This is a genomic window from Nocardia sp. NPDC102475 (genome assembly GCF_055584605.1).
Genome location: NZ_JBVJLS010000047.1, coordinates 1 through 24,095, shown reverse-complemented (window position 1 = coordinate 24,095; position 24,095 = coordinate 1). Strand labels below are relative to the sequence as shown.

The 24,095-nt window shown below is 63.9% G+C and carries 21 protein-coding genes and 2 pseudogenes; 7 read left to right on the top strand and 16 right to left on the bottom strand.

The window, feature by feature from the left end; genetic code table 11:
* Positions 1 to 275 precede the first annotated feature (275 nt).
* The 5 genes from ACZ60G_RS43185 to ACZ60G_RS43165 all read right to left on the bottom strand — a co-directional run bounded on the left by ACZ60G_RS43185 (position 276) and on the right by ACZ60G_RS43165 (position 3,118).
* Positions 276 to 431, bottom strand: coding sequence for a DUF6131 family protein (locus tag ACZ60G_RS43185; RefSeq protein WP_433526828.1), 156 nt, complete (start codon positions 429 to 431; stop codon positions 276 to 278).
* Positions 432 to 621: 190 nt separating this feature from the next.
* Complete coding sequence (locus tag ACZ60G_RS43180; protein WP_465818096.1) at positions 622 to 1,083, bottom strand: SRPBCC family protein; 462 nt, start codon at positions 1,081 to 1,083, stop codon at positions 622 to 624.
* Positions 1,084 to 1,161: 78 nt separating this feature from the next.
* A complete protein-coding gene (locus ACZ60G_RS43175) occupies positions 1,162 to 1,335 on the bottom strand; it encodes a CsbD family protein (RefSeq protein WP_465818095.1) in 174 nt (57 codons plus the stop codon).
* Between the two features lie 121 nt (positions 1,336 to 1,456).
* Positions 1,457 to 1,957, bottom strand: coding sequence for a hemerythrin domain-containing protein (locus ACZ60G_RS43170; RefSeq protein ID WP_465818093.1), 501 nt, complete (start codon positions 1,955 to 1,957; stop codon positions 1,457 to 1,459).
* A 108-nt stretch (positions 1,958 to 2,065) separates the two neighbouring features.
* Positions 2,066 to 3,118 (bottom strand): endonuclease/exonuclease/phosphatase family protein, encoded by a 1,053-nt coding sequence (locus ACZ60G_RS43165; protein ID WP_465818091.1) that lies wholly within the window; start codon positions 3,116 to 3,118, stop codon positions 2,066 to 2,068.
* A gap of 231 nt (positions 3,119 to 3,349) precedes the next feature.
* On the opposite strand from ACZ60G_RS43165, the gene ACZ60G_RS43160 reads away from it, so the two are divergent.
* The 4 genes from ACZ60G_RS43160 (at position 3,350) to ACZ60G_RS43145 (ending at position 8,771) form a co-directional block, all read left to right on the top strand.
* Positions 3,350 to 5,188, top strand: a complete 1,839-nt coding sequence (locus ACZ60G_RS43160) for a S8 family peptidase (protein ID WP_465818089.1) — start codon at positions 3,350 to 3,352, stop codon at positions 5,186 to 5,188.
* Between the two features lie 24 nt (positions 5,189 to 5,212).
* Entirely contained in the window at positions 5,213 to 6,571 is a 1,359-nt protein-coding gene (locus tag ACZ60G_RS43155) for an alpha/beta fold hydrolase (RefSeq protein WP_465818087.1), read from the top strand.
* A 249-nt stretch (positions 6,572 to 6,820) separates the two neighbouring features.
* Entirely contained in the window at positions 6,821 to 7,027 is a 207-nt protein-coding gene (locus ACZ60G_RS43150) for a hypothetical protein (protein ID WP_465818085.1), read from the top strand.
* A 253-nt stretch (positions 7,028 to 7,280) separates the two neighbouring features.
* Positions 7,281 to 8,771, top strand: a complete 1,491-nt coding sequence (locus tag ACZ60G_RS43145) for a WS/DGAT/MGAT family O-acyltransferase (protein ID WP_465818083.1) — start codon at positions 7,281 to 7,283, stop codon at positions 8,769 to 8,771.
* 115 nt (positions 8,772 to 8,886) lie between these two features.
* Here the strand turns inward: ACZ60G_RS43145 and frdD are convergent, their stop codons facing one another.
* From frdD to ACZ60G_RS43120, 5 genes are read right to left on the bottom strand one after another with little or no spacing between them, the layout of a single operon-like run.
* Positions 8,887 to 9,249 carry a fumarate reductase subunit FrdD gene (frdD, locus tag ACZ60G_RS43140; protein ID WP_465818081.1) on the bottom strand — a complete coding sequence of 121 codons (363 nt, stop codon included), beginning with the start codon at positions 9,247 to 9,249 and terminating at the stop codon, positions 8,887 to 8,889.
* Complete coding sequence (locus ACZ60G_RS43135) at positions 9,246 to 9,638, bottom strand: fumarate reductase subunit C (RefSeq protein ID WP_465818080.1); 393 nt, start codon at positions 9,636 to 9,638, stop codon at positions 9,246 to 9,248. The genes frdD and ACZ60G_RS43135 overlap by 4 nt, the downstream gene beginning before the upstream one ends.
* Positions 9,635 to 10,378 carry a succinate dehydrogenase iron-sulfur subunit gene (sdhB, locus tag ACZ60G_RS43130; protein WP_465818078.1) on the bottom strand — a complete coding sequence of 248 codons (744 nt, stop codon included), beginning with the start codon at positions 10,376 to 10,378 and terminating at the stop codon, positions 9,635 to 9,637. Before sdhB ends, ACZ60G_RS43135 begins: the two co-directional genes overlap by 4 nt.
* Before the next feature lie 5 nt (positions 10,379 to 10,383).
* Positions 10,384 to 12,126, bottom strand: coding sequence for a fumarate reductase (quinol) flavoprotein subunit (gene frdA, locus ACZ60G_RS43125; RefSeq protein WP_465818076.1), 1,743 nt, complete (start codon positions 12,124 to 12,126; stop codon positions 10,384 to 10,386).
* A gap of 23 nt (positions 12,127 to 12,149) precedes the next feature.
* Positions 12,150 to 12,383, bottom strand: coding sequence for a hypothetical protein (locus ACZ60G_RS43120; protein WP_465818074.1), 234 nt, complete (start codon positions 12,381 to 12,383; stop codon positions 12,150 to 12,152).
* A gap of 867 nt (positions 12,384 to 13,250) precedes the next feature.
* Here ACZ60G_RS43120 and ACZ60G_RS43115 point away from each other — a divergent pair.
* Positions 13,251 to 13,385, top strand: coding sequence for a hypothetical protein (locus tag ACZ60G_RS43115; protein WP_465818072.1), 135 nt, complete (start codon positions 13,251 to 13,253; stop codon positions 13,383 to 13,385).
* Between the two features lie 189 nt (positions 13,386 to 13,574).
* Here ACZ60G_RS43115 and ACZ60G_RS43110 read toward each other — a convergent pair whose 3' ends face one another.
* A complete protein-coding gene (locus ACZ60G_RS43110) occupies positions 13,575 to 14,981 on the bottom strand; it encodes a selenium-binding protein SBP56-related protein (protein ID WP_465818070.1) in 1,407 nt (468 codons plus the stop codon).
* A 656-nt stretch (positions 14,982 to 15,637) separates the two neighbouring features.
* Here ACZ60G_RS43110 and ACZ60G_RS43105 point away from each other — a divergent pair.
* Positions 15,638 to 15,847, top strand: a complete 210-nt coding sequence (locus tag ACZ60G_RS43105; protein WP_465818068.1) for a hypothetical protein — start codon at positions 15,638 to 15,640, stop codon at positions 15,845 to 15,847.
* A 356-nt stretch (positions 15,848 to 16,203) separates the two neighbouring features.
* On the opposite strand, the gene ACZ60G_RS43100 is transcribed toward ACZ60G_RS43105, so the two are convergent.
* The 5 genes and pseudogenes from ACZ60G_RS43100 to ACZ60G_RS43080 form a co-directional block, all read right to left on the bottom strand.
* Positions 16,204 to 17,181 carry a hypothetical protein gene (locus tag ACZ60G_RS43100; RefSeq protein WP_465818066.1) on the bottom strand — a complete coding sequence of 326 codons (978 nt, stop codon included), beginning with the start codon at positions 17,179 to 17,181 and terminating at the stop codon, positions 16,204 to 16,206.
* A gap of 466 nt (positions 17,182 to 17,647) precedes the next feature.
* A complete protein-coding gene (locus ACZ60G_RS43095; RefSeq protein WP_465818064.1) occupies positions 17,648 to 18,397 on the bottom strand; it encodes a hypothetical protein in 750 nt (249 codons plus the stop codon).
* A gap of 26 nt (positions 18,398 to 18,423) precedes the next feature.
* A pseudogene (locus tag ACZ60G_RS43090) lies at positions 18,424 to 18,670 on the bottom strand (hypothetical protein).
* A gap of 96 nt (positions 18,671 to 18,766) precedes the next feature.
* Positions 18,767 to 20,338, bottom strand: coding sequence for an HD domain-containing phosphohydrolase (locus tag ACZ60G_RS43085; RefSeq protein WP_465818063.1), 1,572 nt, complete (start codon positions 20,336 to 20,338; stop codon positions 18,767 to 18,769).
* Between the two features lie 1,690 nt (positions 20,339 to 22,028).
* Positions 22,029 to 22,643, bottom strand: coding sequence for an alpha/beta hydrolase family protein (locus ACZ60G_RS43080; protein ID WP_465818061.1), 615 nt, complete (start codon positions 22,641 to 22,643; stop codon positions 22,029 to 22,031).
* Positions 22,644 to 23,068: 425 nt separating this feature from the next.
* Between ACZ60G_RS43080 and ACZ60G_RS43075 the strand changes: the two are divergent.
* Positions 23,069 to 23,443, top strand: a pseudogene (locus ACZ60G_RS43075) (respiratory nitrate reductase subunit gamma); the annotation flags it as partial.
* Between the last annotated feature and the right edge of the window lie 652 nt (positions 23,444 to 24,095).

The following is a 24,095-nucleotide window of genomic DNA, read 5'->3' as shown; positions in this document are numbered from 1 at the left end:
TCACGCTGGCGGCGACGCCGCCAGCACCAAGCCCGGTTATCGCACTACCGTCGCCGCGGCCACCCACTCACCTGAGTGCAGTTGCAGTATTAAGCGGGAAGAGCTCTGCCCTATTCGATCGCACTTGCCGGAAGTCGGCGCGACAAACGTAGCGTTCGAGGTTGCGGCGCATCGCGCGAGCCGACTTTCCTTGTGCGCGGCCGTGTCTCGCGTCGGCTCGGGTGTCGGAGTCGACGCGAGCCACGAACGCTGCCGCCGTCTCTCGCGATCCAGGGTCAGTAGTAATGGCGTCTGCCGCCGACGGCGCGGCCAGTCGATCCCAAGAGGAACAACACGAGCCCGATGATGAGAACCACGATTCCGATGGTCCACAGGATCGGGATGCTGAATATGAACCCAACGATAAGAAGAATGAGTCCGAGAATAATCATGGCCAGCTACCTCGTTTCGCTGCTGTATTCAAAGGGTCTCAGAAACCCTCCGATGCTGGTATTACCCAGCCACGGCCACGGGAAGCAACAGCCACGATGATCAACCCGTGTGCTGCATATTCCAGTAGACGCCTCAGGATGCGGGATGTACACACCCGCGTTTATCGAGCTCGATGTCGACCGAGGAAGATCACGCGTCTGGGCGTGGAATATCACCGCGCCACGCGCCGGTTTCCTGCTTCCGGCCTTCGATGAAGTGCTTGAAGCGCTGCATGTCGCCATTGACGCGGTGCTTCAGCACGCCGAGCTTATCGGCGGCGCTCTCCACGAACCCGTCTGGATCGATCTCCATTTGCGCGGTGATCCGCGTGTGGGTGTCGTCCAGACGATGAAAAGTAATCACGCCCGCATGATCGGGACCACTGTCGGACTTCCACGCGACACGTTCGTCGGGATGCTGCTCGGTGATGGTCGCGTCGAATTCCCGGGTCGCGGGTCCAACGTGGATACGCCAGTGGGTGTGCTTGTCGTCGAGCTGGTCTACCGCCTCCACACCGACCATGAACTGCGGGAATGTCTCGAACTGTGTCCATTGGTCGTATGCGGTGCGAACCGGTACTTCGACATCGACGGTCGCGGCCACGGTGCTCATCTCAGTTCCTTTCCATGCTCGTCCCGATGCCGCCGCGGTATGCGTCCGGCCGAGGTGGAACGTGCGCTCATGGACAAATCAGTGGCGAAAGGCGTCCTTGACCTTCTCGCCTGCATCCTTGAGGTTGGACTTGGTCTGATCGGTCTTGCCCTCGTGCACTTTGTCCTTGTCGTCGGTTGCCTCGCCGAACTTCTCCTTGGCCTTACCGGAGAGTTCCTCGGCCTTATTCTTTGCCTTGTCTACAGCGCCCATAATTGCGGCCCCTTTGCTCGAAGGTGTCCGGCCTGCTGATTTCCTGCCGGTCTTCTGGCGGATAACCCGGATTCCGACAGCCAAACAACGCTGCTGGGCGCGAGGACCGGCCACGCCGCGATCAGGAGATCACGGCGTCGATGGTCTTCTTCAGTGCCGATGGTTGCGCGGGCGAGGTGGGCGCCTTCTTCTTCAGTTCGATCATGCGGGCGCCGATTTCCTGAAGTTGCTTGCGGCCCAACTCCTCGCGGACCTTGGGGAACCACTCGTTTTCTTCTTCGTCGATGTGGTGATCCACGCTTTCGATCAGCACGGTGGTCTTGGCGGTGAAGCGCTCGTCCTCCGGCTTCATGGTCGCCAACTCCACCACCAGCAGATCGGCGACATGGTGTTCTTCGTAGGACTCGAGGATGTCGTTCTCCAGGTCGGGAGCAAGCTTGCGGACCTCGGGATACATGCACTCGTTCTCGATGTAGGTGTGCACGGTCAGCGCCTCGATGATCTTGTCGACCAGCCGACCCTTGGTGGCATACGCGTTCTCCCCGGCCTTCTCGAACTCACGGAAGAGTTTGCGGATTGCCTTGTGGTCGTCGCGCAGAAGCACGATCGCGTCGTTGCTCATGGTTACTCCTCGGAAAGTGGACGGTTTCGCCCGTTATTCCCGCTGCCACGCTCACAAAACCGCCACCATCGGGCAGTCGCGGAGAATGCCCGCAATCGCTGCCTTCTGTCAGTCGGTGAGTTGGTATGTCGCGAGGATGCCTTTGTGGTCGCTGACCCACTGCGCCGGCGAGGCGACGAAGTTGTCGTGGGTGGTCTTTTGCAGTCGGGTACCGCGCACTATGGACCCGCGCGGGCCGATGATGCCGACGGCAGACAGACACAGTGCGGCATCATGCGCGAAGATGTAGTCGACGCGGTCGCGCTCGTCGGCCTCAGGAGCCCAGGCGAGCTCGGAGACATCCACATCGACGTTGTCCGAGGGCCAGGTGAGTCCTGGATGGGTTGCCGGGTCTGGATACATCGATCGGTAGGCATCGATGAAACCGGCTTCTTGCAGGCGTCGAGTGGTCTCCCACGCCGACACCACACCGTTGTGGTCGAACAACTTCGCTGTGGCGGGCGTCCAATCCAGCAGAGACGGCTCGTTCAGATCGCCACCCATGATGATCGAAGAGCCGTCGGCGATTTCGGCTTTCGCGTCGGCGAGAAAGTTGCTGATGACCTCTGGGCGGCCCGAGGCCGCGTTGATGCGCTGGATAACGGCGAGGTCGGTCACTGGGCCGTCGGGCAGCTTTTTCCACTCGTGCTCGGCGAACTCGCCCGGCGCCGGGGCTCCGGGACCGTAGCCTCGGGGCAGGTTGGAGGCATACCAGCGATACTCCAGATGCGCGGAGTAGACGGTGAGGCGCTTTCCGCCGATGTTCAACCGCGCCTTGACCATCCATTGCAGATCGGCGCTGTCCTGGATCGGAAACACCGACAGAATTCCCGTGTCGTGCGAGGCAATGGCATTGAACTCGCGCCCCCGCCGCACCAGTTCGGCCGCGACGGCCGTGGTCGCTTCGGTTGCCTCCGAAAGCAGCACGATCGAGGCCTGTGTCGAGATGATGAGATCGGCGATCAGCTGAATACCAGTCGAAACCATGCTGCCGCTGTGCCACGTATTCAATGCCAGCACCCGGATCTCGCGCGTCGTGGGTGCGGCGGCGGAAATCTCCGAACCAGCCTCGAGCGCTCCATCCGCCCCTACCCTTGCCGACCCCAAGTCGCTTCGCCTCATCAACCCATCATGGCCTCCATTGAAATTCCCCACATCACGCCGGCGATCGGGCTCGAATGGATTCCCGAGGTGCGTCCGCTACGTTCCTGCGTCCGCTCACTCGATACGCGTTCGCAGCGAGTGGCTGCATCGCGAGAGTCGAGTAGCGAACTACCCGTGACCAGGCGCGATGGCGGACGGAAACTGACGATAAGCATCGCGATCCGAGAATGACGTGCGGGAGCCGGGGCCATGGGTGGTGACATCGACGTCTGGAAAGACAGGGTGCTGTCGGTCCTCGACACCGTGCCCGCGGGCAAGACAGTGAACCAGAAGAGGTTGCTGACGATGATCGCCGCGCGGTTTGCCGCCAAGTTCGAGGCAGGCGAACGCGATTCGATGGCCGGTGAGCCGATGTGGTGGGTCGCGGTCTCCGACGCGCTGAGCAAACTTCGTGACGACGGACTCGTCGTGCAGGAGCCACCGACCGAACTGACCGCGCTCGGCCGGAGCGAGGCGCCCGACGCGATCGCGCGCGCGGCGGCCTATGTTCCGACGCGGGCGCGGATGACGGCAACCGGCACGCCGGGCAGGTTGCCGGTCGCGGGTGTTATCGCTCCCCCGTTGCGCGCGCATCTCGAGACTCGCAGATCGGGGTACGCCCGAGCAGCCGAGGCGGGTACCGCGTTACCTGCCGGGGCCGACGATCCGATATCGGTCATGGTCGAGCTCAACTCGAACTACGGCCGCGGCCTCAATGCCGCGTTCAACCGGCTCAAAGAGCTCTGGAAGCTCGTCGCGGCCGCCGGTACCCCCTACCGCCTCACCGACGAGTACGCAACGGGACGGTTGGCCCCAGACCAGATCGAGGGGCTGGTGTCCGCGGATGCCGTTGCATCGGACATGTCGGTGCGGGCAATGCAGCGCATCTGGCCGGACTTCGAGATCCACGGTCAGATCGACCAGTCCTTTGCGACGATCAAAGCCGAAGCCGCCCAACGATCGTTCAACGCGTACGGCGAGGGAATCGTCTGGGCAGTCGTGGATTCGGGCATAGACCGCAACCATCCTCATTTCCGCACCAACGAAACCCTCAGCCATCCATCGGTGCGCGATCTGCATCGCACGTGCCCCGGAGACGGACCTCCCGTTCGTGACGGCGCTCTGCTCGACGAGGAGGGCCACGGCACCCATGTCGCCGGAATCATCGCCGGCGGACTGAGTGGATGGGCGAAGAAGGTTGTCGTCACCGAGAATCGGTACAACACCGCCGACGGCGCCGAGCTGCGCAGGCGCACAGTCGTCGAGCCTGCGCGCCTCTCCGGGATCGCGCCACGGGCGAGGCTCGTGAGTCTCAAGGTGCTCGGCGCGAAGGGCAACGAGACCGCGCGGGTCGGGCGCGTGATCCAAGCTCTGTCCTATGTGCGCAGGGTCAATGCGGCCAGCGATAACGCACCCCGGATCCACGGCGTAAACCTCAGCCTCGGTTACGGATTCGACCCGGCGTGGTACGCGTGCGGGAGCAGCCCGCTGTGCATCGCGGTCGACAACCTCGTCCGCAGTGGCGTCATCGTCGTCGTCGCGGCGGGCAACTCGGCATACGTCAGCCTCTTCGTCGAAGACCAGAACGCACCGACCCGGTTCAGCACCGGAATGACGATCAACGATCCGGGAAACGCCAAACGTGCGGTCACGGTCGGTTCGACGCACCGTGACGCGCCGCATACCTATGGAATCTCCTACTTCTCGTCGCGGGGGCCGACCGGCGACGGGCGGATGAAGCCGGACCTGGTCGCTCCGGGCGAACGCATCACATCGGCTGCCGCGGGTGAGCTCGGTGCGGACGCCTTTCGCTCGTTGGGGAGACACGAGGAGGGCGCGGCGGTGTATATCGAGCAGAGCGGTACCAGCATGGCCGCCCCACATGTGTCGGGTGCCATCGCGGCGTTCCTGTCGGTCCGGCGCGAATTCATCAGCGACCCCGAATCGGTCAAGCGGATCTTCGTCGAGTCGGCGACGCCGCTGGGTCGCGACCGTTATCTCGAAGGCGGCGGACTCGTCGACCTGATGCGTGCCCTTCAATCCGTCTGAACCTCCCGACGAAGGAGAAAAAAGATGCCGGAATTTGTTGGCGATAAGCCACTTTGGATCGTTTCGTTCGACAAGGACGGCGATGTCGATTCGGTCGACGCCGACGCAGTTGTCGCGGGCGCACGCCAGCGGGAGCTCACCGACCTGATCGTGTTCTCGCACGGCTGGAACAACGACCGCAGCAAGGCGGTCGATCTGTACCAGCGGTGGTTCGGAAAACTGGACACGTTGCCGTCCGCCGCGACGCGCCGGATCGGCTACGCGGGCGTGGTTTGGCCGTCGGAGCGCTGGTCCGATGAACCGATCGGGGACTTCGCGCCCGCCGTGGCAACTACCGGAGCCGCGGCAGCACGCCGCCGCGAGTCTGTTCCCGCTGGATCACCGACGCTCGACGCCGACACTTTGCAGATGTTGAAGGCGACATTTCCGGACGGGGCGCAACAGCTCGATCGGATTGCCGAACTGCTGGGAACCGAAAAGCCGGACCCCGGCACCATCGACGAGCTGTTTCGACAAATGCGCGAGTTCAGCATCGCCACCTTCCCGGGAAACACCGACAGCGAAGGCCCGAAGGACAACGCCGACAGCGGGTTCCCCGCGATGCTCAGTACGAACAACGATGCGTCAGAGGTGTTCCGGGACTTCGCGATGGAGCTGATCAGATCGGGCGTCGACCTCGATTCGGCGCAGGGTGGCGCTGCCGGAATCGGTGACATATTCGGGAAGGTGCTACACGGCGCCAAAGAAGCGCTACGGACGCTGACCTACTGGCAGATGAAGAACCGCGCCGGTGTCGTCGGTGAGAACGGCCTGGGACCGCTTCTGGGACGGTTGCATCGGGAATTCCCGAGTTTGCGCATCAATCTGATCGGCCACAGCTTCGGCGCACGGGTCGTGTCGTATGCCCTGGCCGGACTGCCCGACGGCTCGGTCCCGTCCCCGGTGAAATCTGTGACGCTGCTACAGGGTGCGTTCTCGAGCTTCGCTTTCGCGGACCCGTTACCATTCGATCGGAACCGACGTGGCGGTCTGGCCGGACGATCCGACCGGGTAGACGGGCCGGTGTCCGTCTGCTTCTCGAGCCACGACGGAGCATTGAACAATTTCTATCCACTGGCATCGAAGGTCGCAGGAGACAACGCCGCAGGAGCGCACGGCGACAATCCGTGGACAGCGATGGGAGCCGTCGGCGCGTTCGATGTAACCCAAGTCGAGCTGCGAGGCGTCGGCGACGAATATCCGTTCACCGCAGGCGAACTGATCAATATCGATGCGTCCGACACCGTAGCGAACGGCCAACCACCGTTCGGTGCGCACAGTGACATCGTGCACGAAAACCTCGCCTGGGTTGTCGTGAAAGCAAGCAAGCTCGACACGCCATAACCACGACTTCGACCGTGGCAAGCGAGGTGGCTGCGGAGAACACGGGCTCCGTTCCGCGATCGTCCCAATGGAGGTGTGCAAGACAGGAGGGAGATACCGAAAGGAGATCGGCGGGTTTCGGGTAGAACTCGGGTTTCCTCGACGTCGGTTTCGCACGAAACTTCGCTTCGTCACAGGCCGGGGCACCAGACCAGGCGGCACTATCACCTCGATCTACGCATCGGACGGGGTGCCGATCACGCTGCGTCGGTGGTGTCGAATCTCACCGTGACCGGCGCCCAGCCGAAATTGGTTCCCGTGATGCGGATACTTTGGCCCACAAGACCATTGGGTGGACACGGCGGGGTACCGAAGGCCGGTATCGGCACCACCTTGGCCGTCCGGAAGGTCTCCTCGGCGACCACCGAGCCACCTTCGGTGCCAAAGCTGACGCAGTACCTGCACACCCGCGAGTAACAAGCACGGGTCCCACGTTTGCACAGAATTAACGTGCAGAGCACACGATCGCCGCCGACAGCACCCCGCCGACCACTAAAATCAATGACGCGTCTATGACACGGACATCGGCGTCACCGCAAGAGCACAGCGGCTCGAACGGTTCTTAGCGCCCACAGATACCGACAGACCATAATGCGTCGCGGCACCATCACACCGTCCGTCGAACTGAATCGGCAGTCTGTCCCGAACCCAGCGACAACGCGGAGAACCCATGTCCCATGCCGACCTGAAACCCGCCCGCCACCTGAACGTCCGCATCATGACACCGGGCCAACTCGGCAGCGGCACATCCGCTGATCCAGCAACGCTGTCGCAAAGAATTCCGCTATCGGGCGACACCGGGCCGTCCCGACAACTCAGCTCGCTCGACGTCGTGCTGCTCGATGCCGAATCACCCACCATGCTGCTGCACGTCGGGTCGGTCACGCTTTTGGAACCACCCACCGAAGGGAGCGCACTGGACGTCACGGTGCTGCGGCGGTTGATAGCGAGCCGACTACATTTGATCGCACCCCTGAGATGGCGATTGCGCACCGTCCCATTGGGTCTCGACCTCCCTTATTGGGAAGACAGCGACACCATCGACCTCGGATATCACGTGCGCGATACGCGCCTGCCCGAAGGTTCGACCGACGTGGCGCTCGCCGATCTCGCCGCCCGCCTGCACGCCCAGCCGCTGGACCGAAGTCGACCACTGTGGGAATGCCACCTGATCTCCGGGTTGCCCCAAGGCCGCCAAGCCATCTACACCAAGGTGCACCACGCACTGATCGATGGCGTGTCCGGAGCCGAGGTCATGGCCGCGCTCTTCGATATCGTGCCCGAGTCCCAGCCCGTGCCACCACCGACCGACGGGGTCCGCTTGGGACGAACGCCCAATCCCGCCGAAATACTCGGCCGCGGCATCGCACACACGATGACCCGCCAAGCCGATCGAGTGCGTTTACCGCTGCGCCTGGGACCGATGCTGCCGAACGCACTCGCCGACATGCGCAAAGTCAATCCCACGCTGCCGGGCGAGGGCCCCAACGGCACCGAGCGGTCCTTCGCCTTCGTTTCGCTATCGCTCGATACTGTCAAACAGGTAAAGAACAGCTTCGGCGGCACCGTCAACGACGTGGTAATGACATTGTGCACCAGCGCATTTCGCCGCTGGCTACTGGACCACGACGCACCGGCCGACGAACCGGCCGTGGCCGCGATCCCGGTATCGGTGCGCACCCAGGAGCAACTCGGCACCGCGGGCAACCAATTCTCCATCATGCTGTGCGAGCTACCGATCGGCGAACCCGACCCACAACACCGCATGAAACTCACCCACGCCGCAATGCTGGCCGCCAAGGACCACTTCCAAGCCACCCCGCCGAACCTGCTGCACTACGCCACCGCGGCCCTACCGCAGATCCTGCACGGCCTGGCCACCCGCCTACTCCTGCGCGTCGCCGCCCCCGCACTCCCCCTAGCCAACATGATCGTCTCCAACGTGCCCGGTCCGCAGATACCGTTGTACGCCGCAGGAATTCGAGTGGCCGGGACCTACCCCATCTCCGTACTCACCGACCTTTCAGGCCCACTCAACATCACCGTCATGTCCTACAACGGCCACCTCGACTTCGGCATCCTCGCCTGCACCGACACCATCCCCGACGTCTGGAACATCGCCACCTACCTACAAGACGCACTCGCCGAACTAGCTGACTAGCCGCACACCCCGCCCCAGGCATCCTGTCCAAATCTGGGTTCGGCGTCAGCGCGGGCGCTGGACCGTCCGACCGACACGCCACGTCGACGGCCGAGGAAGGCCACGCTCACACGTGCTAGATGCGGAACAGAAGATAGGCGGCCGTTCCCGAGCCGACGGCGGCAGCGCCGTAGCAGACCAGGATGATCAACGCGCTGAACTGCTTCAGCCGCAACCCGTCGTACAGCATGTACCGGAAGCGGTGTGCCCAATGGAATAGAGCCAGCACGCAGAGTCCGAAAAGGACCAGCCGGGTGAGAGGATGGCGCAACACCGAGAGCAGGTATGTGTGGTCCGGCGCGGGAAGCCAATTCAGTGGGAAGGCGAGGCCGAACAGAAACAGCAGCACAGGTATGAGCAGTGCCGCGGCCATCCCGCCGGCGCTGAACATCAGCCACCCCAACGGTTCCAGGGACTTCCTTTTCGTCATCTTCGTCATCGCAGCACCACCAACAGCACGATCACCGTCAGCAGACCCCACAGCAGGTAGTGCAGCCCGAGGATCACCACCGGTGCGACGGGTCGGCTCCGCACACGCACCACCATCGCCTTGGGCGCGAGGTTGAACCAGGTGACGGTGTGCATAAGCACGAACAGCAGGGCGATGATGTTCAGCGCGAGCACCCCCGGTCCGGCACTCCAGTTCAGAAACCGCTGGTACTCCTCGCTTCCTGAACTCACCGCGTTGACCAGAAGCAGGAGGTACACCACGAACCAGGCGACGAACAAACTGCTGAGTTCGCGCAGGACGAACATCAGGTACGAGCGGCGTTGCACCCACCAGAACCTGGAGATCGGCTTTCGGTACAACCGGGGTGTCGTGGTCATCGTGCCCGCCAAGGCATGAGGAAGTCTCGGAGCGATTGCGTGGCCGCGGTGAGCTTGTAGCGTTGGATCGCCCCAGCCGGGTCGACCCCCTTCGGGCAGGCGGTAGTGCACTCGCCGACAAAGGTGCAGGACCAAACTCCCTCGGCCGACGCGAGAACGTCGCGCCGATCTCCGGCTCCCTCATCGCGCGAGTCGAGGTTGTAGCGCTGGGCCAGCGCGATCGCCGCCGGACCGAGGAACACGGGATCGAGCGCGTAGACGGGACAGGCCGAGTAACAGAGCATGCAGTTGATACACATGCTGTACTTCTTGTAGTCGTCCATTTCGAGCGGCGTTTGCAGGTACTCGCCGTCTTCGAGTAGCCCGTGTTCCTCCCTGATCAACCATGGCTTGACCTCGGTCAGCTTGTGCATGAAGTCGCCGATCTCTATGACGAGATCCCGGATCACCGGGAAGTTGCGCAATGGCTCGACTCGCACCGGCCCCGGCGCGTAGTCGGTCAGGAAGGTGGCGCAGCTCAGTTGTGGCTCGCCGTTGACGGTCATGCCGCAACTACCGCAGATGCCCATCCGGCAGGACCACCGGTACGACACCGTTCCGTCGAGGTAGTCCTTGATGTAATTGAGTCCGTCGAGCACGGTCCAATCTCTGCGCAGCGGAACCTCATACGACTGCAGTACCGGTTCGTCGTCTCGATCCGGTCGGTAGCGCGCGACCTGCAGGGTTATCCGGTCCTCCATCGCCATCACCTCCCGTATACGCGTTCGCCGGGAGGCCAGCGGGTGATCGTTACCGGGAGGTGTGAGACTCGGCCCGATCCGTCCGGCTCCCGATGGATCACTGAATGGGCCAGGAAACGCTGGTCGTTTCTGGCGGGGAAATCGGTTCGTTGGTGCGCGCCCCGGGATTCCTCCCGCGCCAGCGCGCAGGCGATGATGCACTCCGCCACATCGAGCATGCACGACAACTCCAGCATCGCCACCAGCTCGGTGTTGAACGCCCGGCTGTGGTCATCGAGGCAAGCACTGCCGAACCGATCGCGAAGCTCGCGCAACTTGTCGGCAGCCGCGGCGAGGGAGTCGCCGTCGCGGTAGATCCCAGCACTGGTCTCCATCGTCTCCTGCATCTCGGTGCGGATGCGCGCGATGTGTTCGGATCCCTCGGCGTGGCGCGTGAGCTCCCGTTCCAGCCGGTCCTGTTCGGCGCGGCCTTGCGCCGTGACCGCCGACGTCCGGGCGGCCGTGGCCGAGCTCGCGTACTCGGCGGCGGCACGACCGGCTCGCGCACCGAAGACCAGCAACTCGGGAAGGGAGTTCGACCCGAGCCGGTTCGCGCCGTTGATGCTGACGCAGGCAACCTCTCCAGCGGCGTACAGCCCCGCCAGTGGTGTCGCGCCATGGATGTCGGTATGGACGCCTCCCATCATGTAGTGGACGACAGGGCGTACCGGAATCAGCTCCCGGACCGGGTCGATGTTCTGGTATTTCGAGCACAGCTCCCGCACGAACGGCAGCTTCGTGTCGATGAGATCCGCACCGAGGTGGCGTATGTCGAGGTGCACGACGGGTCCGTACGGCGTGCCGATGGTCCGGCCCTTGTCGAGTTCGTGCACGAAGGCCTGTGACAGCCGGTCGCGTGGCCCTAATTCCATACTTCGCAACACCGGCACCGGCGATGGCGTCCCGAGGTCGTAATCCTGCAGGTAGCGGTAACCGTCCTTATTGAGCAGCCAGCCGCCTTCGGCGCGCGTTGCCTCGGTGATCAGGATGCCTGTGAACGGGAGGCCGGTCGGGTGGTACTGGACGAACTCCATGTCCTTGAGCGGCGCGCCTGCCCGGTAGGCCAGCGCCATACCGTCGCCGGTCTTGATGTTGGCGTTGGTGGTGAACGGATACACCCGGCCGCAGCCACCGGTGCACACGATGACGGCGTTGGCGTGAATGGTTTCGATGCGTCCGGTGGCCAGTTCGATGGCCACGACGCCGCCCACCTTGTCGTCGTCGACGAGCAATGTTGTCGCGAACCACTCGTCGTACCTGACGATGTCCGGGTAGGACAGCGTGGTCTGGAACAGGGTGTGCAGCAAGTGAAAACCGGTCTTGTCGGCTGCGAACCAGGTGCGGAGGTTCTTCATGCCGCCGAACGCACGTACCGCGATGTGTCCATCCGACCGGCGGCTCCAAGGGCAGCCCCAATGCTCCAGTTGGAGCAGCTCCCGCGGTGCTTCCTCGACGAAGGCCTCGACAGCGTCCTGGTCACAGAGCCAATCGCTGCCGGAGACCGTGTCGTATGCGTGCTCGTCGAGGGTGTCGTCGCGACCGGCGACTGCGGCGGCGCCACCCTCGGCGGAGACGGTGTGGCTGCGCATCGGATAGACCTTGGAAACGATCGCGACGCTCAACCGCGGGTTGTGTTCCGCGATGGCGATGGCCGCACGCAAACCCGCGCCGCCTCCGCCAACGATCACAACGTCGTGAAAAGCGGTCATGGTGCCACCCGGGGTGTGCTCGGTCAGGCCTCGAAGTCGGCGCTTTGCTCGTCCATCAGGATCTTGCCGTTATGGCGGACCGTTCTGATCCGAACGCTGCCGTCGTGGAATTCGTGCCGAATCCGGCGGCAGCCACAGTCGTAAGTCGTATCGTCGATGATCAAGCCCGCGTCGTCGTCTTCGCGGTGACGAGCCCCGCCCCTCAGTTTCCCGCACGGGGCGCGTTCCTTGCTGAACTGCTCGGTGGCGCTAAGCATTTCCACCTCCCGGCAACCCGGTGGCACACCTGATTGATAGGCGTAGGCACATAAGTTTACGCGCATTGCGCCGATGCCGCAGGAGGCGTTCCTGCCTGCCGGATGCAGGTATCGGCCATGTCAGTCGAATCTCTTTGCGCGACATGACTATCCAGACTTTTCAAGGCCTGCCAACGAGGTTGCACACCGTAAAGCGTCAGATCGAGTTCGGTGCCAGACTGAGCCGGTCGCAGGTTTGCTGAGAGTGGGCCGAATGCTGAGCATCGAGGAGCCGCGGCGGCCCGGTCGGCCGCCGCCCCGACCTCGATTTCCTCATCGAGGGACTCGCCGCCGCCGCGGGTATCGAAGCACATTGCGAGTACCGGACGGTGCCGTCGCATCAGTCATATTTGTTGATCGCCAGAGCCGCTGATAAGGCATGGGCTGCAATGCTTCGCGCATGTCCTGATCGATTTGAATTGTTGCCAGTCCCATTTCATACGCTGCCTTCGCAAAAGTATGCGCTGCTACAGAGTCGGCGTGGTAATGCATCGGCGGCCAACCCGGGAATCGGACTGTGACATGGCATTGCATTACTTCGGTCCTACGGTGCGGTCAGGTGCGGAACTCTCTGTTCTGCCATGATCGAGAAACCGGCATTTCGTCTGTCGCACACTGATATCCGGCCGTTGGCCGATGGAATCTGGATGAGGACCGGTGGTCGGTCGGTGAAGTCGTGGTCGACCGACGACCATGTCAGGCCGCGTTCGCCGTCGGTGGCACATTGCCGCACGATTGTTTCCAGACCCCGCCGCCGACCGCGCATACGTGGCGGAGGAAGCTCAGGCCGGCACGGCGGGTTGTGGTCTATGGGGCCCAGAAGATGCCATGCAACGGGTTCACGGCAGTGCCCTCGACTTCTGCCTTCGAGTCACCCAACGCAGGTCCCGAGCCGAGACCGACCTCACCGCGGTCGGCGAGGACGCGCAGAAGTGGCTTGATATTGCCCGAGTGTTCCTCTGACCGGACCGTGCGGACCGGTGAGCGGGGTGGCGAAAGATCAACGTGCCATGGCCATCCGGTAACCAGCCGGACCAGGACTCCAGGTTCTCGACGATCCACGCCGCGAGGCCGGCGGGTGAGTCACCAAGGGCGACGGCGAGGATGTTCGGCCGCGTCGACTGCTCAGCGATGTACCCACCCTCGACCCGGCTACCGATAGCAGTAGGAGTCGGAGGAGGCGTCGCCGCCCTGGAGGCGCACCTGATGCACCCGCAGACCTCGAAAGTCCTCGTCGTGTGGGAAGAACGACTCGTCAATTGTCATTCCGCCGTCGGGATCGATGTGCATCACGGCCATCCAGGCGCCAACCCCTTCCGGGTAGAACTGGTCGTCCCACGCGCTGTAGAGCGAGTTGGTGAGGTAGACCCGCTGACCGTTGCGGCTGATCTCGACCATCTGGGGGCCACCCGCAAGCGGCTGGTTCGGCGAGGCCGGGTGTGCGGTGCGGCCCACGATCCCGCCGAGCCGGACGGACCCGGTCTGTTTCGGGCTGGCCGGATCGTGCACGTCGAACTGCTTGAGCTCCCCGGTACCCCAGCACGAGACGTAGAGGTATGCGTCGTCGACCGACAGGTCGATGTCGCTGACCAGCGGCGGCACCGCGCCGAACGGTTTCAACGCCGGCGGCAGCAGGTCGGGATCAGCCGGCTCGGCCGAGATGGTGATCACCTGGTCGACCGCCCACACTCCGCCGTCGCGGTGCCAACGCCACACAGAGGCCGACAAATCCTCGGTCGAGATCACCACGCCGACGAAACCCCAGGTGGCGTCCGGATCGTGCGAAGGGCGCAGCTCGAGTGGCATCTGGTTGTGTTCCCCGAGATCGACCCGCTGCTGGTGCCGACCGGCGGTGAGGTCCCAGAAGTGGATCGCGTGGCCGTACTTGTTGGCCAGCAGCAACTCCGGCTGCAGCCCGTCCTCGATCATGGACGGGGTGCCCCACTCGCTGCTGATCAGGGTGTTCTGGTTGAGATGCCACCAGGCGTCGTACGCGAGGTATTGCGGCCCGCGGTCGGTCTCCCATTGCCGCAGCACATCGAACGTGCCGTGATCGAGCAGCGCGATCCCGCCGGGCCCGTCCGATCCGTCTGCCCCGCCGAGGCAGGTCATGAAAACACCGTCCGGCCCGCAGTGCAGCGTGTGCGGGCGGGAGTAGCCGGCCTTGGCCGCGAGCTCGGAGCTGTCCACGATCTTGGACAGGGTGGGCCGGCATGGGTCGGGCTGGGTGTCGAACACGTACAGGTGGGACGAGCGCAGACCCGGCACGATCAGGTAGCGCCGAGCCAGCCCCTCCATGCGGTGGCCCTCGTGCTTCAGCGCGCTGCTACAGGCGTTCCAGCCGAAATGGTGCAGCTCGTTGCCCAGGTGGGGCACCTCGGTCCAGCCCACCACCCTGCCGTAGGTGGCCGAGCCCGGATCCACATCGACTACTGACAGCGCATCCGGCTTCTGTGCCGCCCGGTCGAACGCAACGACGTATGCGAGCCGCTCCGGCGGCGCGGCAGCCGCGTCCGCTGCGCTCCGATAGAAGGTCGGGTCCATGTCCGAGTGATCCATTTCCAGCCTCCTTCATGTCGATAGGCGCAGACCCACGCACCTCGCTCCTCCGGCGGTTCCGAGGTTGGCCCGACCCTCGGTCGCGTGCCGTCATGGCGCGGAGGCAGACGTAACCAGTCTCGGCCTTTCGACTTGGATCCACCAGCTACCACCAGTGCCGGGGCAGAACGTGCGGTAGGGCGCAATCACAATCCGGGAAGACCAGACGGACGAGTTCGTTCCGGGCACACCACGCCCACCGTTCGGCCGCACTTGTCCTGCACAACATCTGACTTCGCGACTCCTCGCACATCGATCAGGTTCGGCCGCTGAGATCGGAGATCCGCAGCAACATTCCCGCATGTGCGACGAAAGGGTGGCGTACCTGCGATTTACTGGAATATCTCCCACTATGCTCTATGCATCGTTAACCGAATGTGCGTAAACTGTGACCAACCTGAAATCAAAAATGTTGCTGTCACCCTCGCCTCGGGCGCGATAGCCGTGCCGATGGACCGCACCGGTTTCACCTGGGCAGAAGGTGACAAGGTTGTGAACGAGTCATCGCCCACAGCGAACACCAGGGCAGACGGATTCAACCGCCGTCGAGCCGAGCACGTGGTCTACAAGCGCAGATTCAAAGAACAAGATCACTACAGTCACCAAAGGAGTTGGCCATGCACACGAAGGTCGAAGAAGCACTACATAAGGATTTCGATCGCTGGACCGAATTGGTCGACCGCGCCGCACACGCGGAGAACGAAGTCGAACGGGAGAAACCCGCCTTGGCTGCGACGGAGCTGGAAATGAAGTGGACCCGCACCGCCGCCGAGGACTGGCGAACACTGCACGACCACTGGTGCGAAGGAATGCGAACAAGTGTGTGAAGTCTGAAATACGGTCTGCTTCGAGGCAGAGCACCGAATCGAACTGAGCGGTCTAGGTCGCTACGAGCTGTCCCCCGTCCAATGAGGCAGGCGCGACCAGAACAGTCACACGCGTCAGGATCGAACCACAGGGCAGGCCGAACCTGATGGCGTTCCACGCGAACGCCCCGCACTACATCACCGCCGCGTGAAACCGTTCCCCGATGTTCCACCCGCGGACGCTGACGCTGCTCCCCTGACATTCGGCACCGACGATGCCGGGCCGACGCCGTGGTCGGCGGTCGACGTGTCGCGCTACCAGGGACAGAGTGATCTTCACATCGCTGAAGCCGAAATCGTCTGGTGTATCGGTGGTTTCACTGAGTTCCCGCCCCCGGTTCGGCATCGGGGTTGTGCGAACCTTGCTCGGCCAACTGCTGCCACACCACTTCCGCGGCGTGGAACACCTGGCAGTCGGAGTGCACATGCAGCGTCGGCTCCAGATTGGTCCCGAGGGCCTCGAAGGCGCAGGCCTTGTACTCGACTACGGTGAATTCCCCTGGCACGAAAAAGATCCCGGTGCGGGTGTCGGTGTCGACCGCGATCAGATACCGCAGGTACGCGCCGGTGACCGGCTCGAGGTTCTGCCCCGCCGCGATCCGGGACGCCAGCACCCGCCTGCAGGTGGCGTGCCGCTCGGTGAGCACGTATTCCTGCGCGCCGGGCAGATCGAAGTGGTAGGTGCGCCTGCCGGGCCCCTCGACGCGGTCGTGGTGGTCGGTCAGGACCCATCCGTTGCACGACCCCAGCTCCGTCGCGGTCCAGCGCGCGTCGCGACTGCGGTAGATGGCCGCGGCAAGCCACAACACGAGTGCGCAGTGCTGCGGGAAGGCCCCCTCCGCCAGTACGCGTCGGCGCGCGCGTGCCAGCGCGCCGAACAACAATGCCGCACCGGCGAATCCGGCCGTGGCATCGGGGTCCACGGCGAGAACATGGGCTTGGTCGCGGGCCAGGATCCACTGCTCGGCGTCGGACGGTTCGGTGACGGCACAAGCCTCGGCGGTGACGAGCGCGGCGACCGTGTCACACAGCGGCGCGGCGGGCGCGCTGGAGAGAATCTCGTCGATGTCGGCAGGCACCTGCCGTATCGCCCACACCAGCGCGGCACGGTAGATCTGGCGCTGGGCGAGGGTGTCTCCGCCGGCGAGCTCACCGGCGAGGCTCCACACGAACGCGGTGGCCTCGGCCGGAGAGTGTTCGGCGAGCGGGTCGTAAAAGGCGGCGACAGCCTGCTCGCGCAGCTGCCCGACCAGGTCGCCGCGGGCGGCGAAAGCGGCGGTGACGGATTCGGTCATGACGAGATGGCAGCTTCTTCCTAGTCGCATCGGAATCGGTTGTGTGGCTGCGGGTTTCGTGTTCGACTGGGGCAGCCGGATCTGATTGCAGGGTGATGCCCAGAGCGGCCTGGTTCACATCAATCCAGGCGGCAACCGTAATGGGCTCGCAGAATGCCCAGCAGCCGAGTTTCGCGCCACAGCCCGGCCACCGATAAGCACCGCCGCTGCTCCGCACCCCCTGTCGCAACTGCTTCTCCCCCAGCGCATTCCGTATGGAACTTACCTGAAACATCCTCGCCGACGCGCGGCGTGGCTGTGTCAGGTGATGACAACCACCGCGGCTTTACCCCAGTCCTCGCCCGGCCTCGAAGTGCAACTGCGCGAAGGGATCTCGTGCGACCTGCTCGTACATCGACTTGGCTCTGTGTTTACCAGGTCCGCGACATCGAGCTACCGGATGGACGTGCTCATGGGAGGCGCCTGATTATCGTGAGTGGGGATCGGGCGTGAGATTGCCAGGGCCCGAATTGCTTTCGGTCGGGGCTAGGGCCTGCCACATCGCCTGGCCGATAGCGACCACGCCACGGGCGGGCAGGGCGACGTCGCCGATGACCGGGTTCGTGTCCAGGCGTGCGGGATGCCCGAGGTCGCGGTCGTCGAGCACGGCCGTCGACTGCGTGATCAGGTACATCTGCTGGGGCATGAGGATCCCGACGTGGCCGCTCGGCATGACACCCGTCATGCTCAGATGACCCATACCCAGTGCGGCGGCGATCATTTCCCGGGCACGCACCAGCGAACGCGACCGCCAAGTGGCAAGCGGCAGACGCCCTCCGACGGCGTTGAGCATATGCAGCGCCGTAGTCTCGTGTGCGGTCAGCGTCCAGTCCAGCGCGGGCTCGTCGACGGTGACTCGCAGCGATGCCGGTCCGGTCCACCCCACTCGAATCGTGGCGAAACCGGTGTAGGCACACGCGGGCCCGTAGTAGCGGGGGCAGGCGGTCTCGAGCCGGTCGCCGTCGACGAAGATCGACCATCGGCCGTCGGGGTCGCGGTGCCAGACGGTTTTGTATGGGCCGAAGTCGTTTTCGGGGAAGACGCGCAGGGCGAGAATGTGGCCGCTGTCGAAGGGAAGGCCGAAAACGCCCCAGCCCTTGACGTATTCGTGGCCGGGCCACGGCGCGTGGCCCCGGAGTTCCGGCAGGTCGGTCAACTGGGATGCCAGATCTAACATGGTCTTCACCTCCGGCGCGGCGCGCCTCAGTAGCTGAATGTGGTGGCCGGGACGTCGCCGATCCACTGCCACATCGGGATGGTGCCCTGCAGTTCGGCGTTGCCGACGAGCGCGCCGTTCTCGAGTTGGGAGGCGACCCGAACGGCTTCCTTCGTCGGGAACATCAGGGTCTCGCGCCCGGTCTCGGCGGCGCAGACGCCCACCAGGAACGCGACGGAGACCCTTCTCCGAGTCCTCCAGACCCGTGGTCGAGCTGATCACGGCTTTCGACATCGCGAAACCTCACTTCATGCACTGCCGCCGGACGACAGAACGGATCATGAAATGAACGGTAGGCGCGACAGCTATGCATGTCGTCGGGTGTTCTCCCTACGAATCGGCGGCCAGTGTGTCCAGCAAGCCGTGCTGAACCGCGTAGAGGGTGGCGGTCGATCGTGTCGATGATCCGGTCTTGGCGTAGATGCGTTCGATGTGGGTGCCTGCCGTTTTCGGGGTGATGCCCAGAGTGCGTGCGACGTGCCGGGTCGAGGCACCCCGCGCGATCAGCACGAGGACCTCGAGCTCGCGCGGCGTCAGACCGTCCGGGCCGCAGCGGTGGCGATGGCGCGGCTGTCCCGCTGCCGCGAGGACGGCGTCGACCGCCGCCGCGTCGAGTCGACCGCGGCGCACCTCGGCACGCAGTTCGGCGAGAATCTGCTTGGGTGGCAAGGCATCTCGATACGGACGCGGCTCGGTCATGGCCCGATACGTATCGGCCGCCGCCAGCAGGCGCGCCGACACCGGGATCGACGGTCCGGTCAGCCCGCGATGTGCACCGGAGCCGTCCAGGCGCTCGTAGGCCAGGGCCGCGACAGCCCCGATACGAGACAGCGCGGCCGGGCGGGCCAGCACCCGCTCGGTGTAGTACGAGTTCATCCGAAGCCGCTCGACCTCGGTCACGCTCAGCGCTCCCGGCTTGTCCAGAATGGTGGCAGGAACACCATGTAACCCGATGTCGTGCAACAACGCCGCGCGACGCACCACGGTGATATCGGCTTCCGGGAACCCGGCGACGGCCGCAGCCCGGCCGGCGAGATCGGCTACACCACGAGAATGCCCGGCCCGATAGGGCGAGCGCAGATCGGTGAAGTCGGCGATCACCTCGAGTGCCGAATCCAGTTCCGCGCCGGTAAGATTCCGCCGCAGCGCCGGATCCGCGGCAATGAGCTCCCCATAGTCCGGCTCGACTTCCGCATCCGCCAGCAGGTCGCGGGCCGAGGCACAGAACGCGTCCACCACGGCCGGATCGAACTGCGTCCCACGCCGCGAACGGGCGACCTCGATCGCGGCATCGATTCCAGCGCTACGGTGCAGTACCTCGACGACATCGGCGAGATGGAACAGCCGCATACCGAGCCCGATTCGCTCCCCGGCGACGCCGCCCGGCACGCCCTTGCCGTCCCATCTCGCGAAGAACTGCCGCAGCGAGTCCCCGACAGCCGGGCCCAGCCCGAGCCGTTCCGCCATCGTCGATGTGGTGAGGCAGTGCGACATCAACCCCCGCTCGATATCGCGGCCCCCCTTCGCCGCGATCGTCACCGTCTTGCGCACCCGCTGCGCGAACGGTCCCGAGGAGCCCGCGTGCGACAGGAAGAAGACCGCCCCGCTCGCCCCGCGCAAATCCATTTTGTAACTGTCCGCGCGAAAAGCGATGTCATCGCCGAACCACGCGGCCACCTCGGGTGCGTCGGCCACACAACCGGTCCACGCCAAAACCGCGGTGTAGTACAGGTCGGACCGCTCCTCGGCGCTCAACCCGACTCGTTCTCCGAGCCGCGACGCCAGCCGCCACGACCGCAGCACATGCGCCATCGGCTGGCCCAGGCCGAGATCCATCGCGAACGAGAACGCGGCCAGCAACGCGGCCAGCGAAACACCCGAATCCCGAGCGTCACGCGTCATGCTGCGAGCATAGGCGTGTCCGCATTCGCAGCGGTTGATCCATGGAAAGGATGCTCAGCTGAAGCACCGCCCTCGCCGGACACGCCCATGCACAGTCAGACCACGGGCAGGGCTTCGGCGGGCAGTGTCTATTTCTTCAGCCGGTTGAGCACCATGCGGACTCGAGATCGGGCGATCGAATCGAGTTCGTCCCAGCTCACCCACAGGACCACCCTTATCCTCACGGCTCAGGTCGACCTTGACCTGCACCGAGACGTTGCCGTCCTGCACATAGGCCCGTTCGACAATGAGGCTGTCGGCGATTTCGGAGTGCCAGTAACCCTGGGCACCGAGTCCCATGACCGCTCCCGAAGCCAGCCCCCGGCCCGACAGTGGTGGTATCGGCGTGTTTCCAATGGTCGTTGAAGGGCGCAGCGGCACCGTTGGTGAACTCGACCTTCAGGCTCATTCGGGCCTCGTCGAAGGAGAACTCCCCAATGGTCGAGCTCGTGTAGTCGACATCGCAGCTCGAGCTGCCCGCGCCATAATGGACGGCTGGGTCTCCTTGTGTCCGGGGGTGCCTTTGGAGTCGACGACCATTTGGTCAACGGCGTGGGATCGACGAGACCGCACGCATTAGCGATCGTGCCCATCGCATAGATCGTCGGCACCGTGTTGCCCTGCGCCGACGTCGCCGCGGCGCCGAGGGACTCGGCGCTACCGTCCCCGCCGCGGATCCAGTAACCGACCGCCACACCGATGCAAAGCATCACCAGCACGACGACGCCGACGACGATCAGCCAAATGACCGCCCGCCGGGTGAGCGGCGCAAGGCCGTCCTCGACGATCGTCTCACCGCCAAGGACGGCGGCGCAGCACCAGTGCGCCGACTCGCCACCGAAAACAGTTGACCGCCAGCGGTGTCCAGCGATCGTGAAGCGTTCGGGCGTTACCGGTAGCCTCGGGACATCCCGTAGTGCCGCTGCGCGCGCGGTCGGCGGACTGCTCCTGATCGCTTGTCCGACAGGGGCATCCGGCTGGACCGCAAATCACCACATGCCGATGAGCGTGCGCGACGCCGCGATTACCGCGGACCCCCCCTTGACAGGCCCTCTTGCCATTGCACTGTTTGGTGATAGTTTTTTTGCATGGTCGGCTAGACCTAATACTCGCCGCGCATCGAGGGAGATGTCGTGCCAAGGGCCGGAAGCGTCGCCGCTGCAAGGGTTTGCGGAGGAATTATCGGTACACTCGCGTGCCTGGTCGGGGTGAGCACCGCGCACGCCGATGATGAACCTGGCCCGTTACTGGTGGGTGACACAGCGTATTTCGCCATGGGCAGTTGGAACTGCTCGATCGGCGCGGATGGCACAGTGGGCTGCGACCTCGCAGTCCCGGCCCCGTCCATGAATGTGCTGTATGCCGGAATGCAGGTGCCGATGCCGAATGTCCCGGCCGTCATAATCGACTCGACCATGTGGCCGGCACATCCTCAGTGGAACTCCAACGGCAGTCACACTGTGCCAGGCGGAAATCCGCCGCTGCCGCGCATCACACCCGCGAGTTACCGCGACCCACAGTATTCGATCACATATGCCGGAGCGAATTGCCAAATCACCTATCAAGGCGCGGCAGTATGCACATCGATGGGGCACGGGTTCAGCCAATGGGGACCAGTGCCACAAGGCTACTGATCCCCACGAATCACTGGCTACCGATACCAGATACCGGAATCCCAATCACCGTAGTCCCACACGTTGAAATCGTAGCGACCATGCGCACCCCCGAACAGATAGCCCCACCATCCGGCCGAGGTGTCGCAGATCTGGTCGTCATGGTTGCACACCGTCAGCACCGGGAAGTCGCCGAACCAGTCGTCGACACCGGCCAATGGATAACCGACGATCCCACTCCCGGGAGAGGACGACAGACCACCCCAACCAGGCCCGGGGGCTCGCTTGGGATCCGACAGGAGAATAGCGTTGGCATTGCCGACATCCTGATGGGCGGTAACCCAGGCGTGGACGATGCCCGCGCCCTCGCTGTGCCCGATCAGCCTGATGTGGTCGTACGGACATTCGCTGCGATGCAGCCAGAACAAGCGGTCGAGTTCGTTCAGTCCCGACATCGGGTCGAGCGAATTGTAGCCGACAGGTTGATCCACAAAGGGTGTGAATACCGACGAGGTGTTGTCCCCGAGACCGCCGATACCGATGGCCCAGTCGCCAATGCAGTTGTCGGCGTGAGCCTTCGACCCCATCTCATTTGTGAACGAAAGGATGATTGCCAACAGTAATGCGGCGAAGAGCGCCGTTGCTCTACGCATGGTCGTACTTCTTAATTTATCGTGCCTCCGGGTCCAGCCCGGCTTGTGTCGGGAGTACCCAGAAGTTGCTCGCGTTCTTGCTTTCTGGCGAAATAGTTACGCAGGCCGTCGATATATTGGCCGTAACGCAATGTCGGAGGCCATGATCCGCAAAGCGGATCCGCCCGCCCGAGCGATACACTCTTCGTTACCCGAGCTTCGATGGTCGAACGTCGCGAGGCATGGCTGCGGGGAATGGTTGTCGCGGTAGACTTTTGGGATGAGGTATTCGCAAGGCGGCCGCTGACCATCCTTTCCGGCAAATCATCCAAGCCTCGAACCGGGACAGCTTCTCAGTTCGTCGCACTCACAGGTTGGACGCCCGCCCCTGATGCCGGCCATAGTCGGAACCCGAGACAGCTTGTGGTCCGTGGGATTTCCGCCGAACCCCTTTCCCCTTGGCGCGCTCGCTGGCCACCCCGCACGCCGACCCCGAAGTCATGCAGCACGCCCCCGTGATCTATCAGGCGCACGGCCTGATCATTATCGTGCTCACGGCGGTCTGGCCCTACACCCGCCTGGCCGGAATCTTCGCAAACCCCACTGTCGGGCCGCTGCGGCAGCTGTCTCGTCTCCGTTACGCGTGGATCATCATTCGCCAGGCACGTAATCGACTGCGGTGCATGCTTTCAGGTCGGGTGTCCCGACTTCGCCGAGTCCGACACCGCAGGTTGATATGTGTGGTTAGCGCATGTGGCCATGCGATCGCAGCAACGGCTATGGGAGCGGTGGGCGGTCAAGTCCGGGTGGTTGCTGGCTAGCCGTCGCGGCTTGTCATCAAACCCGCCATTTAATGGCTGACGTCAACCAACGTCACCCGCGCACGCCAACGCTAGTAATTGAGTTCACAGCCAGAACTGGGCCGAATTGCAATGTATCCGCAGTTCAGAGGTTCACGGAACCAACGACACCCAACGCTGCCAACTCTTGACAACGACACCCATCGCACGCTAGGTCGATGCGAGTACATGGAGTTACCCATGTACTCGCGAAATCAGTTGTCGCCGTGGGCATCAGTCCGTGACGACCGGGACGTATTCCGACTCGACCCCATCACGGCGACTACGCGTTCATCACCGCCCGCATCACCCCTCCGTACGGGAAGCCCGGCAGAACGAGCGGATTGTTGCCAATACCGTCGATGACGGGCGCGTCAGTGGTATTGGTCATATCATGCGAGATCCGCAGAACACGAGGCGATCAGCCGTCGCTACAGCTGGTAATCCGCTTCGATAACCAGCCGCCCACACGAAAACCGCAGTTCATCCCCGTTCCCATGTTCGACATGCCCCACCGACGGTCGGTCTCTGCGTCGGCTCAACGAAATCTGCTGCGCGACAATCGTATTGATTCACGAGGGTCACGCGGACGAACGTCTTGAACGAGCGGCGTATCGACATCGATGCTGAGTCC

Excerpts from the sequence above, each read along its gene's own strand:
- ACZ60G_RS43185 (WP_433526828.1), bottom strand. The coding sequence starts at position 431 with ATGATTATTCTCGGACTCATTCTTCTTATCGTTGGGTTCATATTCAGC.
- ACZ60G_RS43180 (WP_465818096.1), bottom strand. The coding sequence starts at position 1,083 with ATGAGCACCGTGGCCGCGACCGTCGATGTCGAAGTACCGGTTCGCACC.
- ACZ60G_RS43175 (WP_465818095.1), bottom strand. The coding sequence starts at position 1,335 with ATGGGCGCTGTAGACAAGGCAAAGAATAAGGCCGAGGAACTCTCCGGT.
- ACZ60G_RS43170 (WP_465818093.1), bottom strand. The coding sequence starts at position 1,957 with ATGAGCAACGACGCGATCGTGCTTCTGCGCGACGACCACAAGGCAATC.
- ACZ60G_RS43165 (WP_465818091.1), bottom strand. The coding sequence starts at position 3,118 with ATGAGGCGAAGCGACTTGGGGTCGGCAAGGGTAGGGGCGGATGGAGCG.
- ACZ60G_RS43160 (WP_465818089.1), top strand. The coding sequence starts at position 3,350 with ATGGGTGGTGACATCGACGTCTGGAAAGACAGGGTGCTGTCGGTCCTC.
- ACZ60G_RS43155 (WP_465818087.1), top strand. The coding sequence starts at position 5,213 with ATGCCGGAATTTGTTGGCGATAAGCCACTTTGGATCGTTTCGTTCGAC.
- ACZ60G_RS43145 (WP_465818083.1), top strand. The coding sequence starts at position 7,281 with ATGTCCCATGCCGACCTGAAACCCGCCCGCCACCTGAACGTCCGCATC.
- frdD (WP_465818081.1), bottom strand. The coding sequence starts at position 9,249 with ATGACGAAGATGACGAAAAGGAAGTCCCTGGAACCGTTGGGGTGGCTG.
- ACZ60G_RS43135 (WP_465818080.1), bottom strand. The coding sequence starts at position 9,638 with ATGACCACGACACCCCGGTTGTACCGAAAGCCGATCTCCAGGTTCTGG.
- sdhB (WP_465818078.1), bottom strand. The coding sequence starts at position 10,378 with ATGGAGGACCGGATAACCCTGCAGGTCGCGCGCTACCGACCGGATCGA.
- frdA (WP_465818076.1), bottom strand. The coding sequence starts at position 12,126 with ATGACCGCTTTTCACGACGTTGTGATCGTTGGCGGAGGCGGCGCGGGT.
- ACZ60G_RS43120 (WP_465818074.1), bottom strand. The coding sequence starts at position 12,383 with ATGCTTAGCGCCACCGAGCAGTTCAGCAAGGAACGCGCCCCGTGCGGG.
- ACZ60G_RS43115 (WP_465818072.1), top strand. The coding sequence starts at position 13,251 with ATGCAACGGGTTCACGGCAGTGCCCTCGACTTCTGCCTTCGAGTCACC.
- ACZ60G_RS43110 (WP_465818070.1), bottom strand. The coding sequence starts at position 14,981 with ATGGATCACTCGGACATGGACCCGACCTTCTATCGGAGCGCAGCGGAC.
- ACZ60G_RS43105 (WP_465818068.1), top strand. The coding sequence starts at position 15,638 with ATGCACACGAAGGTCGAAGAAGCACTACATAAGGATTTCGATCGCTGG.
- ACZ60G_RS43100 (WP_465818066.1), bottom strand. The coding sequence starts at position 17,181 with ATGACCGAATCCGTCACCGCCGCTTTCGCCGCCCGCGGCGACCTGGTC.
- ACZ60G_RS43095 (WP_465818064.1), bottom strand. The coding sequence starts at position 18,397 with ATGTTAGATCTGGCATCCCAGTTGACCGACCTGCCGGAACTCCGGGGC.
- ACZ60G_RS43085 (WP_465818063.1), bottom strand. The coding sequence starts at position 20,338 with ATGACGCGTGACGCTCGGGATTCGGGTGTTTCGCTGGCCGCGTTGCTG.
- ACZ60G_RS43080 (WP_465818061.1), bottom strand. The coding sequence starts at position 22,643 with ATGCGTAGAGCAACGGCGCTCTTCGCCGCATTACTGTTGGCAATCATC.